Annotated in this window: 7 protein-coding genes; 5 read left to right on the forward strand and 2 right to left on the reverse strand. The window is 49.4% G+C overall.

The annotated features are described in order from the left end of the window. Both F3I09_RS29925 and F3I09_RS29930 read left to right on the forward strand, forming a co-directional pair. On the forward strand, window positions 1-8,025 hold an 8,025-nt coding region (locus tag F3I09_RS29925; protein ID WP_149698732.1), incomplete at its 5' end, for a gliding motility-associated C-terminal domain-containing protein. 139 nt (window positions 8,026-8,164) lie between these two features. Beyond that, on the forward strand, window positions 8,165-10,084 hold the full coding sequence (locus F3I09_RS29930) for a carbohydrate-binding protein (RefSeq protein ID WP_149698733.1): 1,920 nt from the start codon (window positions 8,165-8,167) through the stop codon (window positions 10,082-10,084). A 76-nt stretch (window positions 10,085-10,160) separates the two neighbouring features. Here the strand turns inward: F3I09_RS29930 and serA are convergent, their stop codons facing one another. Beyond that, window positions 10,161-11,399, reverse strand: a complete 1,239-nt coding sequence (gene serA / locus F3I09_RS29935; protein WP_149698734.1) for a phosphoglycerate dehydrogenase — start codon at window positions 11,397-11,399, stop codon at window positions 10,161-10,163. A gap of 298 nt (window positions 11,400-11,697) precedes the next feature. Between serA and F3I09_RS29940 the strand changes: the two genes are divergently transcribed. Beyond that, window positions 11,698-12,882 carry a serine hydrolase gene (locus F3I09_RS29940; protein ID WP_149698735.1) on the forward strand — a complete coding sequence of 395 codons (1,185 nt, stop codon included), beginning with the start codon at window positions 11,698-11,700 and terminating at the stop codon, window positions 12,880-12,882. On the opposite strand, the gene F3I09_RS29945 is transcribed toward F3I09_RS29940, so the two are convergent. Then, on the reverse strand, window positions 12,883-13,863 hold the full coding sequence (locus F3I09_RS29945; RefSeq protein WP_149698736.1) for a cation diffusion facilitator family transporter: 981 nt from the start codon (window positions 13,861-13,863) through the stop codon (window positions 12,883-12,885). A 178-nt stretch (window positions 13,864-14,041) separates the two neighbouring features. Here F3I09_RS29945 and F3I09_RS29950 point away from each other — a divergent pair, with 178 nt between their 5' ends. Continuing rightward, window positions 14,042-17,455: a SusC/RagA family TonB-linked outer membrane protein gene (locus tag F3I09_RS29950; RefSeq protein ID WP_149698737.1), complete on the forward strand. Its 3,414-nt coding sequence runs from the start codon at window positions 14,042-14,044 to the stop codon at window positions 17,453-17,455. A gap of 16 nt (window positions 17,456-17,471) precedes the next feature. After that, a complete protein-coding gene (locus F3I09_RS29955; protein ID WP_149698738.1) occupies window positions 17,472-18,929 on the forward strand; it encodes a RagB/SusD family nutrient uptake outer membrane protein in 1,458 nt (485 codons plus the stop codon). The last annotated feature ends 17 nt before the right edge of the window (window positions 18,930-18,946 follow it).

An 18,946-nucleotide genomic window follows, 5' to 3' on the forward strand; every position in this document is an offset into this window, starting at 1 on the left:
AAATGTAATACGCCTTCCTTCACACTGGCTGCTAACGCACCAACTGTTGGAACAGGCGCATGGAGCGTAGTTTCTTCTTCTCCTGCCGGATTTACTTTCCCTGCTGCAAGTGTAAGCAACCCAGTTGCAACTATCACTGTACCTGCCGGTACAACGGTAACGCTGCGCTGGACGATCACTAACGGCAGCTGTACTTCTACAGATGACGTTACCCTGATCGACAACGCACTGCCAACAACTCCGGTTGCTGGTGCTGACCAGGAAAAATGTAATACGCCTGCCTTCACGCTGGCTGCTAACGCGCCAACTGTTGGAACAGGTGCATGGAGTGTGGTTTCTTCTACTCCTGCCGGATTTACTTTCCCTGCTGCAAGTGTGAGCAACCCAACTGCAACTATCAATGTACCTGCCGGTACAACGGTAACATTGCGCTGGACGATCACCAACGGTACCTGCTCTTTAAGCGACGATGTGACGCTGACAAACAATGCAGCTCCGGCTCCTGCAAATGCAGGTCCTGACCAACAGGAATGTAACAATACTTCAACCTTTACCCTGGCGGCCAATACTCCGTCTGTGGCTGGTGCAACCGGTACATGGACTGTGGTATCCCCTGCCAGCTATACTTTCCCTGCGGCTGACGTGAATAACCCTGCCGCTAGCCTCACCATACCAGCTGGTACAGTCCTGACACTGAGATGGACTATCACCAATGGTGTATGTACCACAAGCGATGATGTGGTGCTGACCAACTATGCACAACCAGACGTAGCTGATGCGGGTCCTGACCAGTCTAAATGTGCTGGTAGTGACTTCGTAACGGCTGCAAATACACCAACTGTGCCTGGCGCCGTAGGTACCTGGACCGTGATTAGCGGTGCAGCTACGATCAAGGCCGGTGAAGAGAACCTGGCTGTGGCGCATATCACTGTTGCAAACGGTGCTACTGCTGTCCTCCGCTGGACTATCAAGAATGGTCTGTGTGAAAACTTCGACGAAGTTACACTGACTAACTTCCTGACTCCATCTCCTGCTAATGCAGGTCCTGATCAGCGTGATTGTAATAATCCTACATTCACTATGACAGCAAACGCTCCTGATGTTCCTGGTGCTATCGGTACCTGGACACTGGCTGCAGGATCTCCAGGTACTATCACTCCGGGTGATGAAAACAAACCAGATGCTGTAATCAACGTGCCAACAGGTACAACTGTAACAGCTATCTGGACCATCTCCAATGGTACCTGTCCTTCTGTTGACACCGTGCTGCTGACAAATGATGAAATGCCATCACCTGCTGTAGCGGGTCCTGACCAGGAAAAATGTAATACTCCGGCCTTCACAATGGCTGCCAACGTACCATCTGTTGGCGTAGGTAAATGGAGCCTGACAGCAGGCACCACTGCTTCCTTCGCTGTTGCAGACAGTACTAATCCAAATGCAGTGATCAACGTACCTGCGGGTGTGACTGTAACTGCTACATGGACCATTACAAATGGTACATGTGTAACTTCAGACGATGTAGTACTGACTAACTATGTAGCACCAGCTCCTGCTGCTGCTGGTCCTGACCAGGAAAAATGTAACACACCAACCTTCACTATGGCTGCTGCTGCACCATCTGTAGGCGTGGGTAAATGGAGCCTGGTACCTGGATCTACAGCTTCCTTCGCTGTTGCCGACAGTACTAACAGAAATGCGGTGATTAACTTACCTGCCGGTGAATCTGTTCAGGCTATCTGGACTATCACCAACGGAGTATGTAGCACTGTTGATACTGTAAGACTGACCAACTATGTTGCGCCAGCTCCTGCTGCTGCCGGTCCTGACCAGGCACAGTGTAACACGCCTGCCTTCACAATGGCTGCTAATACGCCATCTGTAGGTGTGGGCAAATGGAGCCTGCCTGCTGGTTCTACTGCTTCATTCGCTGTAGCAGACAGTACTAACCCGAATGCTGTAATAACTGTTCCTGCCGGTGTAACAGCCGTGGCTACATGGACCATCACCAATGGTGTTTGTACCACTTCAGATGCGGTGACATTAACTAATGATGCACTGCCAACTGCTACCGCTGGCGCAGACCAGACTAAATGTAACACTACTGCCTTCACAATGGCAGCCAATACGCCTGCAGTAGGTATCGGTACCTGGACACTGCCTGCTGGTACTACTGCTACCATTACTGCTGGTCAGGCGAACAACCCTGCCGCGGTAATTAATGTACCTGCCGGTGTAACTGTAACAGCTACCTGGACTGTAGTAAATGGTACCTGCTCCGTTTCTGACCAGGTAATCCTGCAAAACGACGCATTACCAACTGCTACCGCAGGTCCAGACCAGACCATGTGTAACACACCAGCCTTCACAATGGCTGCTAATACACCTGCTGCCGGTCAGACCGGTACATGGACACTGCCTGCTGGTACTACTGCTACTATCACTGCTGGTCAGACGAACAGCCCAACCGCAGTAATTAATGTTCCTGCTGGTGTAACTGTAACCGCTACCTGGACTGTAGTAAATGGTACTTGCTCCGTTTCTGATGCTGTAGTGCTGAAAAACGATGCTCCGCCAACTACTCCGGCTGCTGGTGCTGATCAGACAAAATGTAATACTCCTTCCTTCACACTGGCTGCTAACGCACCAACTGTTGGAACAGGCGCATGGAGCGTGGTGTCTTCTACTCCTGCAGGATTCACTTTCCCTGCGGCTAGTGTAAGCAACCCAACTGCTACCATCACTGTACCTGTTGGTTCAACAGTAACCCTGCGCTGGACTATCACTAACGGTACCTGCTCTCTCACAGATGATGTGGTATTGACAAATGATGCTCCGCCAACTACTGCTGCTGCTGGTGCTGATCAGACTAAATGTAATACGCCTTCCTTCACACTGGCTGCTAACGCACCAACTGTTGGAACGGGCGCATGGAGTGTGGTTTCCTCCACTCCTGCCGGATTTACATTCCCTGCTGCAAGTGTAAGCAACCCAGTTGCAACTATCACTGTACCTGCCGGTACTTCGGTAACACTGCGTTGGACTACCACTAACGGTACATGTACTTCTACTGATGATGTTATTCTGACTAACAACGCGCTGCCAACAACTCCGGCTGCTGGCGCTGATCAGGCAAAATGTAATACGCCTTCCTTCACGCTGGCTGCTAACGCGCCAACTGTTGGAACAGGTGCATGGAGTGTGGTTTCTTCTACTCCTGCAGGATTCACTTTCCCTGCAGCTAGCGTAAGCAACCCTACTGCTACCATCACCATAAATGCGGGTACTTCGGTAACTCTCCGCTGGACTATCACAAATGGTACATGTGTGGCTTCTGATGATGTTGTACTGACCAACTATGTGGCGCCAGCTCCTGCTGCTGCTGGTCCTGACCAGGAAAAATGTAACACACCAACCTTCACGATGGCTGCTGCTGCACCATCTGTAGGCGTGGGTAAATGGAGCCTGGTACCTGGATCTACAGCTTCCTTCGCTGTTGCCGACAGTACTAATAGAACTGCGGTGATCAACGTACCTGCGGGTCAATCAGCTCAGGCTATCTGGACTATTACCAACGGAGTATGTAGCACTAATGACACGGTAAGACTGACCAACTATGTTGCGCCTGCTGCTGCTGCTGCCGGTCCTGACCAGGCACAGTGTAACACACCAGCCTTCACGATGGCTGCTAATACACCATCTGTAGGTGTGGGCAAATGGAGCCTGTCTGCCGGTTCTACTGCTTCATTCGCTGTAGCAGACAGTACTAACCCGAATGCTGTAATAACTGTACCTGCCGGTGTAACCGTAACAGCTACATGGACTATCCGCAACGGAGTATGTACTACCACCGACAACGTAATACTGACCAACTACGAACAGCCAACTGCTGCTGCCGCTGGTCCTGACCAGGAACAGTGTAACACGCCAGCCTTCAGAATGGCTGCTAACAGACCATCTGTTGGTGTAGGTAAATGGAGCCTGTCTGCCGGAACTACTGCATCTTTCGCTGTATCCGACAGTACTAATCCTAATGCTGCGATCACAGTACCTGCGGGTGTAACTGTAACAGCTACCTGGACTATCAGAAATGGTAACTGTGTAACTTCCGATGATGTTGTTCTGACCAACTACGCGCAGCCAACTGCTGCCAATGCTGGTGGTGATATGACACATTGCGATAACGATCGTTTTGTAATGGCGGCCAACACGCCTTCTGTTGGTACCGGTACATGGAGCCTGCCTGCAGGTACAACTGCAAGCATCGCTGCTACTGACTGGAACAATCCGAATGCTGTGATCACAGTACCTGCGGGTGTAACTGTAACAGCTACCTGGACTATCAAAAATGGTACTTGTACTACATCTGATAATGTGATCCTGACCAACCACCAGATGCCAGCCAACGCGGCTGCAGGTGCAGATCAGACTCATTGTGACGATCCAAACTTTACAATGTCGGCTAACGTGCCGTCTCCTGCTACCGCTACCGGTACATGGACCATTGTAAGTGGTACGGCTACTATCGCTGATATACACAGTCCATCTACCAAAGTGACAGTTCCCGCCGGTGGTACAGTAACCCTCCGCTGGACGCTCACTAACGGTACCTGTACTTCAACTCCTGATGAAGTGGTGCTGACTAACCAGGCTGCAATCCTGGGTAACACCATCACCGCAGATCAGCTGCTTTGTGCTAACCAGACGCCTGCAACACTGCAGGGCGCTACCCTGAGTGGCGGTAACGGTACCTTCACTTACCAATGGCAGGTGAGCACCACAAGTGCTACCACCGGCTTCGTAAATGTGGCTACCAATGGCACAAATGCAACCTATACTCCTCCAATGATCACACAGAATACCTGGTACAGACGTGTGGTAATGTCAGGTGCATGTACAGGCAACATCAGCAACGCAGTAATGCTGACCCTGATGAATGTTCCGCCTGTTGTGATATCCGTACCTGGTCCGCTGACAGTGGATTGCGTACAGGGTACTGACTACACTACCAAATTCGGTACTCCGGTGTTCAGTCACGCTCCTTACAACAACGAGCCACTGAGTGTTACTTACAACGATGTAACTGTAACTGTTGACGCTTGTACCTTCACGATCATGCGTACATGGACAGCAACTGACCGTTGCGGTCTGACCACTCAGGCACAGCAGACCATCACAGTAATAGACAGAACTGCACCTGTATTCACAGGTACAGCTCCTGCCAACATCACTGTTGAATGTGATAAAGTGCCTGTGGCAGTAAACCTGACAGCAAACGATGCTTGTACCGGTATACTGAATATCGTTCCGATCGAAGTAAGAGTTGATCAGCCAGGTGCATGTGCGAGCAACTATCAGCTGATCCGTAAATGGGTAGCTGTGGATGCATGCGGTAACGCCAGCGATACACTCAGACAGGTGATCACCGTAAGGGATATGACACCTCCTGTGTTCACCAACCCTGCTCCTGCCAATATCACTGTAGATTGTGATAAGGTGCCTGCAGGACAACCGCTGACCGCTACAGACAACTGTACGCCTGGTACTATCACTGTAATCCCGGTTGATGTACGTAAGAACCTCTCCGGTAGCAGATGTACTGATAACTACCAGATCATCCGTACCTGGACAGCGACTGACCTTTGCGGTAACAAAACTGTACTGACTCAGACCCTCACTGTACAGGATACTATCAAGCCAAGATTCTCCATGTCACTGCCTCCGGCTATCACTGTTGATTGCGATAAAGTACCAACAGTAGCCACGATAACAGCCACAGACAACTGTACTGTTTCCGTAGCAGTGAAGGTATCTGAGAAGAAAGAGTTCCTCTCTTCTGTATGTACCAGCAACTATAGATTAACTCGTACCTGGACAGCCATCGACAATTGTGGTAATACTGCCACCATGCAACAGGTGATCACTGTACAGGATACAACAAGGCCGGTATTCACCGTAATACCTCCTGCCGATACCACAGTAAGCTGTGATGCAGTTCCTGCTCCGCCTACCAGCCTGAAGGCAACAGACAATTGCAGCGCTGTGAAGATCTCTTACACCCAGACACGCGAAACCATTCCAGGTGCATGCGCAAGCAACTACCGCCTGATCCGTATCTGGACTGCTAAGGATCAATGTGACAATACCGCGACTATCCGCCAGGTAATAACAGTAACGGATACCACCAAACCAGTGATCGATCCTGCTCCGGCAAACGTAACACTGAACTGTGGTGATGCTATCCCGGCTGCTGCTACCCTGTATGCACGCGACAACTGTGATGCTACCTTCCCTAAGAAGGCGACTATGACACAGGATCCGTTTACAGTTGACCTGTGTGCCGGTTATACCATCACAAGAAGATGGACCATCTCCGATGCATGTGGCAATGCGGCTATCGAACGTGTGCAGACAATCACTGTGAATCCTTGTCCTAAACCGGCACTGGATCCTCAACTGCCAGCTAACTGTTCTAACAACACCAAGTTTGCGATCCTGTTGCAGAACAAGGTAAGCAAGCCTAAATTCACCCTGGTGAGCGTAGTTCCTGCTACCGCAGTAAGCACACCGCTGACACAGAGCAGCAACGTGTTCGACCTGAATGGTGCTACACAGGCTACCTTCATCGTAACTGATGGTGTAACAGGTTGTGTATCCGATCCGATCACTTACGACCTGCAGTATGTAACCAAACCAGTGGTTGATCTGGGCGCCGATGTAGCTATCTGTCAGGGTAGCAGCGTCACCCTCGATGCTGGTGCAGCCAACGCAGCTTACGGTATCCGCTGGTCAACCGGTGCAAGCACCCAGACCATCGACGTAACAACTGCCGGCACTTATTGGGCTACTGTTACCAACGGTATCTGTGCTACCACAGACTCTGTTAAAGTAACGGTGAACATACCGCCTGTAGTGAACATTCCGGATACTGCGATCTGTGAAGGCCAGTCCGTGAAACTGAACGCTTACGTACAGGGAGCTACCTATGTATGGAGCACAGGTGAAACTACCGCTTCAATTATGGTGAACATGTCGGGCACTTACAGTGTAGACGTTACACTGAAAGGTTGTACTACTCATGAAGAAGCTACGGTAACAGTTGGTACGCCTCCTGCTATCACGCTGACTGATGATACAGAGATCTGTCCGAATGAAACCCTGATGCTGACCGTTGAACCAGACGGTGGCAGCGTACGCTGGAGCACTGGTGAAACAACCAACTCCATCGTTGTAACAAAAGCAGGCACCTATGACGTAACCGTAACACGCGATGGTTGTGTGGTGAACGATCAGGTGACTGTAACTGAGAGACCTGACCTGGATATTGACCTCGGACCAGACAGAGAGTTCTGTACCGGCGGACGCGTAGTAGTAGATGCTAGCAACCCTGATGCAATCTCTTACCTCTGGAATGATGGCGAGACCACTCCGGTTAGAGAAATAGTAATGCCTGGTAAATATGTAGTGTCTGTTATGGACAGGTTCTGTTCAAGAATAACCATGGATAGTGTGAATGTAACTGTGGCGGGTATTCCTGATATACTCCTGGGTCGTGACACAACACTGTGTATCGGTGAAGACCTGACACTGAAAGTAAATGGTGGTGCTGGTAACACAGTCCGCTGGCAGGATGGTTCTACCGGATCTACTTACAAAGTAACCGGTCCTGGAATCTACACTGTAACAGTGTCTAACGAATGCGGATCCGTATCTGACCAAATAGCTGTAAGCTACAAACCTTGTGAGGCTGAGCCACACTTCCCAACCGGCTTCACGCCGAATGGTGACGGACATAACGATGTCTTCAAACCAGTCGTGAGAGGCCCGATGTATGATTACGACTTACGTATCTTCAATCGTTGGGGTGAGCTGATCTTCCTCAGTAAAGACCAGAAGAACGGATGGGATGGCCGATACAAAGGCGCCCTCGTAGAAAATGGTACTTACGTTTGGCTGCTGACCTATAAGAAGGTACTCGGTGGTGCAGTGAATATCGTGAAAGGTGAAGTAACCGCTATCAGATAGTAGAAGTGTAAAGTACAATAGGCAAAGGCGTCCCGGTTATTCCGGGGCGCCTTTCTTTTTGTCTGGTATGGTAATTTTAGTTAATTTGGAACTGATAGGTACCTATACCACCCTCGTAATAACTATTAAATTGTCCCTCATGACAACCTGCAATCTCCATTACAAGCGGGTAATGCGTGCGTGTGCATTATTCGTATTTCTGCTGCTGTCTGCAGTATTCCACGTTCAGGCGCAAACGCCCCGTTTCAAGGTTATCGCTTTCTACCACGGCACCTATGATCCGGCGCACATTGCCTTCGTAAAAGAGGCGAACCAATGGTTCCCGCAAATTGCCGCCCAGTATGGATTCTCCTATGAAGCCACTACAAACTGGGACAACCTGAATGCCAGTTTCCTTTCGCGCTACCAGGTGGTGCTCTTCCTGGATGATTCGCCTGCCAGCGCATCACAGCGTTCCGCATTCCAGACGTATATGCAAAATGGTGGCGCCTGGATGGGTTTCCACGTTTCTGCGTACACTGACAATGCTGCCGGCTGGAGCTGGTATCACAACACCTTCCTGGGTACCGGTAACTTCCAGACCAACACCTGGGGACCTTCAAGCGCTACATTGCGTGTAGATGATCGCACACATCCGAGCACACTGCGTCTGCCAGCCACCTTTACCTCCGCAGTCAGCGAATGGTACGGCTGGCAAAACGACCTGCGCAACAACAGCAACATCAGGATCCTCGCTTCTGTAGATCCTGTAAGCTTTCCGCTGGGAAACCAGGCTGGCAATATCTGGTACAGTGGCTACTATCCGATTATGTGGACCAACAAGAACTACAAAATGCTGTATGCCAACTTCGGGCATAACGCGATGAACTACTCTACCAACACACAGACATCATCTACTTTCGCCAGCGAGATCCAGAACAGATTTCTCATTGACGGATTACTGTGGCTGGGTGGTGTTGACCCAGGCCCTGCTCCTGCCATCCCCATCCCAGGTACCGTAGAGGCAGAGAATTTCACAACCATGAGCGGTATCCAGACAGAAGCCACTACCGACGCTGGCGGCGGGCAGAATATCGGGTATACCGATGCAGGCGACTGGCTCGATTACAAAGTCAATGTCCAGACTGCGGGCGCTTACAAGGTAGAATTCAGGGTTGCCAGCCAAACACTTGGCGGCGCTATCGAACTGAGAAAAGACAGTGTAGTACTGGGCAGCGTCACTGTACCGGTTACCAGCGCATGGCAAACCTGGGCCACTGTAAGCGACACAGTTGACCTCACAGCCGGTGAGCAGACACTGCGTGTTCAGGTGGCAGCAGCCGGTTTTAATCTTAACTGGATCCGCTTCTCATCAGCTACCAATCCTCCATCGGTAATTCCTATCGGCCAGGTGATCACCCTGAAAGGCAACAACGGCCTTTATGTAAGTGGTGAGAACGGCACTAAAGCCATGATATGCGACAGACCTGCTCCACAGACATGGGAACAGTTTTCCGTACTGGACGCCGGTAACGGTAAAGTAAACCTGCGCAGCATGGGTAAATTCGTTTCTTCTGAAAATGGTACCAAGGCGATGAACTGTAATCGCGCAACGGCTGCTACCTATGAAGCATTCGACTGGATCACCAATGCTGACGGAACCATTTCACTGAGAGGGAATAATGGCATGTATGTATCTTCTGAGAATGGAGAACAGGCCATGAATTGTAACCGTCCTTCGATTGACGGATGGGAGAAATTCAATTTCACAATTGTAGGTCCTGTAGCTTCAGCCGCTAAACTGGCGGTATCTGCTCCCGTGGAAGCAGAACAGCCAACAGCCGGTATTGTGTACCCGAATCCTTTCGGCTCACAGCTCAACTATACACTGCCGGCTAAGATCTCTTCCCACACTGTTGCGATCTATGACATCTCCGGAAAACAGGTATTACGCGCTGTAGTAAGATCTAAACAATCTACCTATTTCCTGAATGTAAGCAGCCTGCCAAGAGGCTTCTATATCCTGGATATTTCCAGTGGTACCTATCACCAAAGAGTTAAAGTGCAGAAAGCTGAATAAAGATTCATAGCAGGATCAAAAAAGAAAGGGTGTCGGCTTAAAGCTGACACCCTTATATTTTTAAAGCCCCTTGCTATTAATATAGCAGTCTTGCCTTGATCGTATGGTTCACTTCCCTCAATAAGGAGAATGCTTCCTTGGACAATTTACTGTCCACATCCAATACCACATAACCGATGGTATCGTTGGTTTTCAGGTACTGACCCAGGATGTTGATCTTATTCTGGGATAATACAGTATTGATCTCTGACAATACCCCCGGCACGTTTTGGTGAATGTGCAGGATACGGTGCGTATGGTCAATAGCCGGTACGCTGATAGCTGGAATGGTATGAGAACCGAAGCTGGCGCCTTTTTCCAGGTAGTTCAGCATTTTGCTGCTCACATCCAGACCGATGTTGTGCTGTGCTTCCTCTGTGCTACCACCAATGTGCGGCGTCAGGATGACGTTAGGCAGCTTTTGCAGGGGCGTAGAGAAGGCCGCGCCATTCTTTTCCGGCTCCACAGGGAATACGTCAATTGCCGCTCCGGAAAGATGTCCGCTGGTCAATGCCTCTTTCAGGTCGTTCAGTTCCACCACTTCGCCACGGGCGTAGTTGATGAAGATCGCACCTTTCTTGGCATATTTCAGCGTTTCCTTATTGATCATATTGGCAGTGGTCTTGGTAGACGGTACGTGCAGTGAGATGATATCCGCCATTTCAAAGAGGGCCTCCAGGCTGCGGATCTGTACAGCATTACCCAACGGGAGTTTGGTTTCCACATCATAGTAAAACACATTCATACCCATGGCTTCCGCCAGTACGCTTACCTGGCTGCCGATGTTACCGTACCCTACAATACCCAGCGACTTGCCGCGCAGTTCATAACTACCTTTAGCTTCTTTCATCCAGGTCCCCTCGTGTGCTGCCAGGTTCTTGTCCGGGATACGGCGTATCAACATAATGGAAAGGCCGATCACCAGTTCTGCTACTGAACGGGTATTTGAATAAGGTGCATTGAACACGGCCACCCCCATCTCACGGGCGCTCTTCAGGTCTACCTGGTTGGTGCCAATACAAAAGCAGCCAACTGCCTGTAACTTATGAGCGGCCTCCAGTACTTTCTTTGTGACCTGGGTCTTGGAACGGATCCCCAGCAGATGAACATCTTTTACTTCACGGATCAGATCTTCTTCGCCCAATGCGCCCGACAGCCTTTTTACATTAGCATACCCTGCCGATGTAAACTCCGCCGCTGCGGCATCGCTGATATTCTCCAACAATAAAATATTGATCTTCTCCTTCGGATAACTTGTCAACTTTTGCTGATCCATGATTATATTTTATGTGTTACCAATTGCAATAAACAATTGGCTTAATAATTGTTATATGGCCAAACGAAGGCACAAACCTAAAAGATGTTCAGCAATTATCAAACAGTCTGTCCTTCAAATTTGATTTCGTCAAAAATTATATCATATTTAGCCTTTTTTATCCATTTTAGAGGATTAAATCTTAAAATACCTTTAAAATCGCATTTTTAGGATTGTTTTTTTTGTGTAACAGATCAATAGGGCCTAATTTTAGCGCCTTTATAATTAAGCAGAAACAGAATCGAGTCTAACTAGCAGAATGAAAGCAGCTTATATTGTATTGACTATCTCAGGTATTGCTTTATATGCCATTACCGCGTGCCAGAGCAACGCGGCCAATAGTAATCGTAAAACCAAAACAGATACTCCCAGGATCGAAGTATTGAGCGAAGCAGCGCTCGCCGTCCTTAACTCATCCGTTACTAAGTCACAGCAGACAGAACTGAACACCTTTTACCAGGATATGGTCCGCGCAGGTTTCAACGGCTCCATGCTGGTGGCTAAAAAAGGTGTAGTGATCTTTGAGCGCTATCATGGCCTGGAGAACTACCGGAACAGAGCTTCCGCCATGAACGACAGTTCCTCTTTCCAGCTCGCATCCGTATCCAAAACCTTCACTGCCATGGGCATCCTCCGGTTGATGGAGAAGCAACAACTGAGCCTGACTGACTCCGTACAGAAATATTATCCGCAATTCCCATATAAAGGTATTACGCTCCAGATGTTACTGTCTCACCGCAGTGGCCTGCCGAACTACCTCTACTTCTGCGACAGTATCTGGTCTGACAAGGACAAGTTCCTTTCCAATGACGATGTGATCCAGCTGATGATCAAACATCGTCCCCGCATTCAACATGCCCCCGGTACCCATTTCCAGTACTGTAATACAAACTACATGCTGCTGGGTTCCATTATCGAAAAAGTAAGCGGACAAAAGTATGCCGACTTTATGCAACAGACCTTTTTTGGTCCTCTCGGCATGACCAATACCTTTGTGTATGCCCCTGCTACAGCCGTACGTCCTCACCAGACCGCCAGCCATAAATACAATGGTCAGCTGGAACCGGATACTTATTTTGATGGCGTAGTGGGCGACAAAGGCATTTACAGTACCGCCAGGGATATGCTCAAATGGGACCAGGCCCTTTACAGCGGTCAGCTGTTCAGTCCAGAAACAATTAAAGCCGCCTATACTCCTTACAGCCATGAGAAACCGGGCATCCGGAATTACGGCCTTGGCTGGCGATTAATGGTATATCCTGACAGCAGCGAGATAGTATATCACAATGGCTGGTGGCATGGCAACAATACCGTATTCAACCGTATTATCAAAGATACTTCCACCATCATCATCCTCGGTAATAAATACAACCGCAACATCTATCGTGCAGTAAAACCGATCAGCGCCATTCTGGGACACGGTACTGAAGAGGGAGAAGAATAATTATTCCCCGTGTTTCCGGTTAGGTAACACATTCTCTCTTGTCCACCTGATCAGGCCTGTAAATCTATCCTGTCTTACCGGACAATCTGCCAGTTGGCAATAATGACAGCATATGGGGATGCAGGGGTCGGTATGTATAAAGAATTCAACTTCTCCGGAGGAAAATTCACTATTGACCAGCCGTTCCAAAGCTTTCAGCTCGTCGTGCGCATCGCTGAGCTCCAGGTAATAAGGCAGGGTGAGATGGCAATCTATGTGATAGTTGCGCCCATACTGCTGCACTCTCATGTTATGTATGTCGATCCAGTTGGCATGTCTGTGAGCGCTCAGGATCTCTATCACCCTGTCCACTACACGCATATCCGTTTCATCCATCAGGCCTGAAATAGAAGTTCTCAGTAACTGGTATCCTTTCCGTAAGATCAGCACGCCCATCAGCAGCGACGCCAATGGGTCTATCCATTGCCAGCCTGTGTAATGTATCAGTAACAGGGCGGCGATCAATCCCACACTGCTGTACACGTCTGTCATAATATGCTGGCCATTTCCGGAAATAGTCAGGGAGGATAATTTTTTCCCTTCACGCACCAGGAATAAGCCCAATAGCAAGTTGGCTAATGTCGTGCAGGCTATCAGCCATAGACCTTTGTCCAGTTTGTCCAGTGACGTTGGATTGAATAGATACTCTGCAGTCTTGAAAAGAATAAGAACACCGGCAATAAAGATCATGGCCCCCTCAAAACCGATGGAAAAAAACTCTACCTTCCCATGTCCATAAGGATGGTTCTCATCCTTCGGCTTACCCGTCAGGTAAATACTGTAACAGGCAAAGGCGCCGGCAACTACGTTGATAATGGATTCCAGGGCGTCAGATAAAATAGCGACGGAATTGGTCAGGTACCACGCCGCGAATTTGGTTCCCGTCAAAATAAAACTGACGATCAGTGATACCAGTATAACGCGTAATTCTCTTCTCTGCAAAACGTGATGGATTGATCCACAAAGAAAAGGAAAATATTGCGTAAGTTAGTAGAGGGTTCTGTGACTGATAACTGTATGTAGATTGCGTTGAATTATCCTTAGCAAATCAAATAATCCTGAGTATTATAGTGTAATCGTTTCTCTTTCAGCTCCTTTATGGGCAACCAAAATCTGTAGTATGTACATTTTAAACCCAAAAGCAAAGTGGTTTTGCCTGCTCGTATGTAGCGCATTCTGCGAAGTCCATGCAAACGCTTCTCCCCTGATCAGTAAAGCTGTCTCACCGGGCAGTTACGGACTATTCCAACAACAGCAGCCTGCCATGGAAACTGTTACCGGTATCGTCCGTGTGTACGGCAAGAGTGGCCGCCCGGAGGCCATTCCGGGTATCAATGTGATCGAAAAGGGCACCGTCAATGGCACCATCACGGATGCCGCAGGCGCCTATACGTTACGGGTGAAAAAGGGCGCTACCCTTACCTTCTCGATGGTCGGATATAAGGCACAGGAACTGAAGGTTTCTGCCGCCACACCGGTCAATCTCATCCTGGAAGAAGACATCAGCGCACTGAAAGAGGTGGTGGTGACCGGTTACCAGACCATTGACCGTAAGCTATTTACCGGGGCCGCCACCAGTGTGAAGGCATCCGATGTTAAACGTGATGGTATTGCAGATGCAAGCCGTATGCTGGAAGGCCAGGTGGCCGGCGTTAGTGTACAGAACGTATCCGGCACTTTCGGTGCAGCGCCCAAGATCCGTGTGCGCGGCGCCACTTCCATTACGGGCGACAATAAGCCTCTCTGGGTGGTGGATGGTGTGGTACTCGAAGATGTGATCAACGTCTCCAACGAACAGCTATCCACTGGTAACCCTGCTACCCTGCTGGGCTCTTCCGTAGCGGGGCTGAATACAGACGATATTGAAAGCTTCCAGATCCTGAAAGATGCCGCCGCTACTTCCCTCTATGGCGCCCGGGCCATGAACGGTGTGGTAGTGATCACTACCAAAAAGGGGAAGGTCGGAAAACCTGTTATCTCCTATACCGGCAACTTCTCAAGTTATCTGAAGCCTACATATGACCAGTTTGACATCATGAAATCTGACGATCAGATGGCTTTCTACAATGAATTGTCCCTGAAAGGCTGGCTCAACCACTCAGATGCTACCCGTGCAGAGAATGGCGGCGTTTATACTAAAATGTACAATCTCATTGATACTTATAATGCGACTAACGGCCAATTCGGGTTGTACAACAGTCCTGAAAGCAAACGCCAGTTCCTGGAAAGATATGCAAAAGCCAACACCAACTGGTTCAATGTACTGTTCCGCAATTCCTTTATGCAGGAGCATTCACTGAGCGTTTCTTCCGGTACAGATAAATCACAGCTCTATGTCTCCACCAGCTTCCTGCAGGACCAGGGCTGGACAATGGCAGATAAACTGAAGCGCTTTACCGGCAACGTAAGGGCCAATTACAACATCAGTGACAAAGTATCTTTCGGGTTCATCACGCAGGCCGTGATCCGTGACCAGCGGGTGCCGGGTACACTGAACAGGAACAGCAACCCGGTAACCGGGCAGTTCGACCGCGACTTTGACATCAACCCATATAGCTACGTACTCAATACCAGCCGCGCCCTCACCGCCTACGATGAAAACGGCAAGCTGGAATATTTTACACGCAACTTCGCCCCTTTTAATATCGTGAATGAGCTGCGCAATAACTACATCGATCTCAGTCAGCTCGATATCAAACTACAGGGCGATTTCTCCTATAAGATCCTGAAGAACCTGAAATATACCTTCCTCGGCAACATCCGTTATGTGAAGTCCTCCCAGGAACACAAGATCAAGGAGAACTCCAATATGCCGCAGGCTTACCGGGCCGCAGGCGATGCCACCATCCGGGACAGGAACCGCTTCCTCTACCGCAACCCTGACGATCCGGAGGCAGAACCAGTGGTAGTATTGCCTTTTGGTGGTATTTACACTACAGAAGATGATTACCTGGTCAGCTATTACTTTCGTAACACGGTAGAGTTCAACAAGAACTGGAACGACATTCACATCATCAACTTCCTGGGAGCACAGGAACTGCGCTATGCCAACCGGCAGAACCGACAATTCGATGGTTTTGGCTACCAGTTTGACAAAGGTGGTGTACCGTTCATAGATCCCAATATCATCAAACAGAATGTTGAAAATAATTTCAACTACTATAGTATGACCATGAACTATGACCGCTACCTGGCATACCTGGCCAATGCTGCTTATTCCTATAAAGGGAAATATAACTTTAACGCGAGCATCCGTTATGACGGTTCCAACCTGTTGGGGGAATCCCGTACGGCGCGCTGGCTACCTACCTGGAACGTGAGTGGCTCCTGGAACGTGGATACAGAAGACTTTATGCGGAGCCAGAGCACCGTCAACAGACTGACCCTCAGAGCCACCTATGGTCTTACCGGCAGTATGGGTGATGCCCGCAACTCCAGCGTGGTATTGCAGAACCGCAGCACCAGGCGTCCTTATCTTTCAGAAATAGAATCGTCCATCTACATCCAGAGCCTGGAAAACTCCGAGCTGACCTGGGAGAAACAATACGAAACCAACGTCGGCATTGACGCAGGTCTGTTCCACGATAAACTGAGCATTACAGTAGATGGTTATCTGCGTAAAGGCTTTGACCTGATAGGCCCCATCCGTACCTCCGGTATTGGCGGGGAAAGTATCAAGATCGCCAACTATGGGGATATGAAATCGCACGGGATGGAAGCTACCGTTGCCTATAAAATCATCGATAATTCCAAATGGGGATTGCGCACGCAACTGACCCTCGGTTATAACAAAGGGAAGATCACCAACCTGCAGAACATCCCAATCATCTGGGATCTCGTCGTGGCAGAAGGTGGCGCCACTGTCGGACATCCTGTACGGGGGCTTTATTCCATACCGTTTGAAGGACTGAACCCTAAAGACGGTACACCCCTGTTCACCAACCAGGACGGTGTGAAAAGCAACAATGTATACCTGCAAAGCGACAAGGTACAGGGCCTGGTGTACAATGGTCCGGTAGATCCAACACTGACAGGAGGCTGGTACAATACACTCCGTTACAGCAACTTTGCCTTATCTGCCCTCGTAACTTACAGCTCAGGTAACAAAATCCGTCTGAATCCCGGTTTCAAGCAGAAGTACTCCGACCTGGACGCCAGTTCGAATGACTTCCTGAACCGCTGGACATTACCTGGTGATGAAAACCGCACCAATGTGCCTTCTGTAATGGACAAGCTAAGTGAGTCGCTGCTAAATGGCGCCTCTCCTTACAATAACTACAACTACTCTACCGCCCGTGTGGCAGATGGTGATTTCGTAAGGCTGAAACAGGTGTCCCTGTCTTATAATCTGCCGCCAAAAATGATACGCCGCGCAGGATTTAACAACCTGTCCGTCAGTCTGGTAGCCAATAACGTCTGGCTGATCTATTCAGATGACCGTCTGAATGGCCAGGATCCGGAATTCTTCAATTCAGGTGGTGTAGCCCTGCCTATACCAAGACAGTTCACATTCTCCCTGAAAGCAGGTTTATAACGTAAAACACTGATAGATGAAAAAGACAACCTACTATATACTTGCTGCCGCCTTACTCCTTTCAGCCGGATGCAAAAAATACCTGGAACAGGCCCCGGACCAGCGTACCCAGCTCAATACGGTAGAAAAGGTGGCTGAGTTGCTCGCCACCGCCTATCCACAGGCGGACTATGCCACCTTTACCGAAGCCGCTTCTGATAATGCGGCCGATAAAGGTTCCGGTGGTACAACGAGTGAGGAGATCAACACGAACCCCTTCTACTTCCGGGATGTAACGGAAAGAGACCAGGGCTCGCCCACCAATTACTGGAATGCCTGCTATCAGGCTATTGCCGCGGCCAACCAGGCACTGGATGCTATCAGTAAGGCAGATAATCCAGCCGACTACAACGCCCAGAAAGGTGAGGCACTGGTAGCAAGGGCCTATAACCACTTCATGCTGGTGACCCTGTTCTCCAAAGTTTATGATGCCGCCACTGCCAGCCAGGACCCGGGCATCCCTTATGTAACGACTCCGGAAAAAGTGGTAAATGGCAAGTATGAAAGGAAGACCGTCGCTTATGTCTATGAACAGATAGAGCAGGACCTGCTGGCCGGTATGCCGCTGATCAACAACACCTCCTATAAGGTGCCTAAATATCATTTTAACAAAGCTGCGGCCAACGCATTTGCCGCCCGTTTCTACCTGTATAAAAAAGATTACCAGAAGGTGATCACTTATGCGGACAATGTATTTCCAGGTGGAAATATCAAATCTAACCTTCGTCCCTGGGTAACGGTATACAGCCTGCTGACTGGTACAGAAATGGAAGCCATCTATACAAAGGCGACCGAGACGGCCAACCTCCTGCTGGTGGAAGCACCGTCCAACTGGGCACGCTCCTATGGCTCATACCGCTACGGCCTGAGAACAGACCTGGTATATTCCCTGTTCGTCTTCCGGAATGTAACCGGCGCAACCTGGGTACAACCCCTGTATTATTCCGGAAGCAATACAGAGAACTGGCTGATACTGAAATTCCGTGAGCATTTCGTACGCTCCAGCGCCAATGCGGATATCGGCGTCCCTTATACTATCTTCCCCCTCTTTACAGCAGAAGAAGTGCTGTTCAACCGGGCAGAAGCCAATATCTACCTGGGTAACTTCACAGCCGCCAAACAGGACCTGAACGATTATGCCAGCATGCGTATAGAAAACTATACCTCCAGCTTCAGGATCACAGATTCCAAGCTGACCAACTATTATGGCACTTCCGATATAAAGACGGCCCTTATCAATACTGTACTGGATTTTAAACAGGCGGAATTCATCCAGGAAGGTATGCGATGGTTTGACATACTACGTTATGGTATTACTGTTAACCATACCAATGTAGCTGGTGAATCTGAAACACTGACCCCGAATGATCCCCGCCGGCTGTTCCAGCTTCCGCAGGAAGTGAAACTGGCAGGTCTTGAACTGAATCCCCGTTAATCCGGTTAAACTAATTG

The organism is Chitinophaga sp. CF418 (genome assembly GCF_900142925.1).
Lineage (GTDB): Bacteria > Bacteroidota > Bacteroidia > Chitinophagales > Chitinophagaceae > Chitinophaga.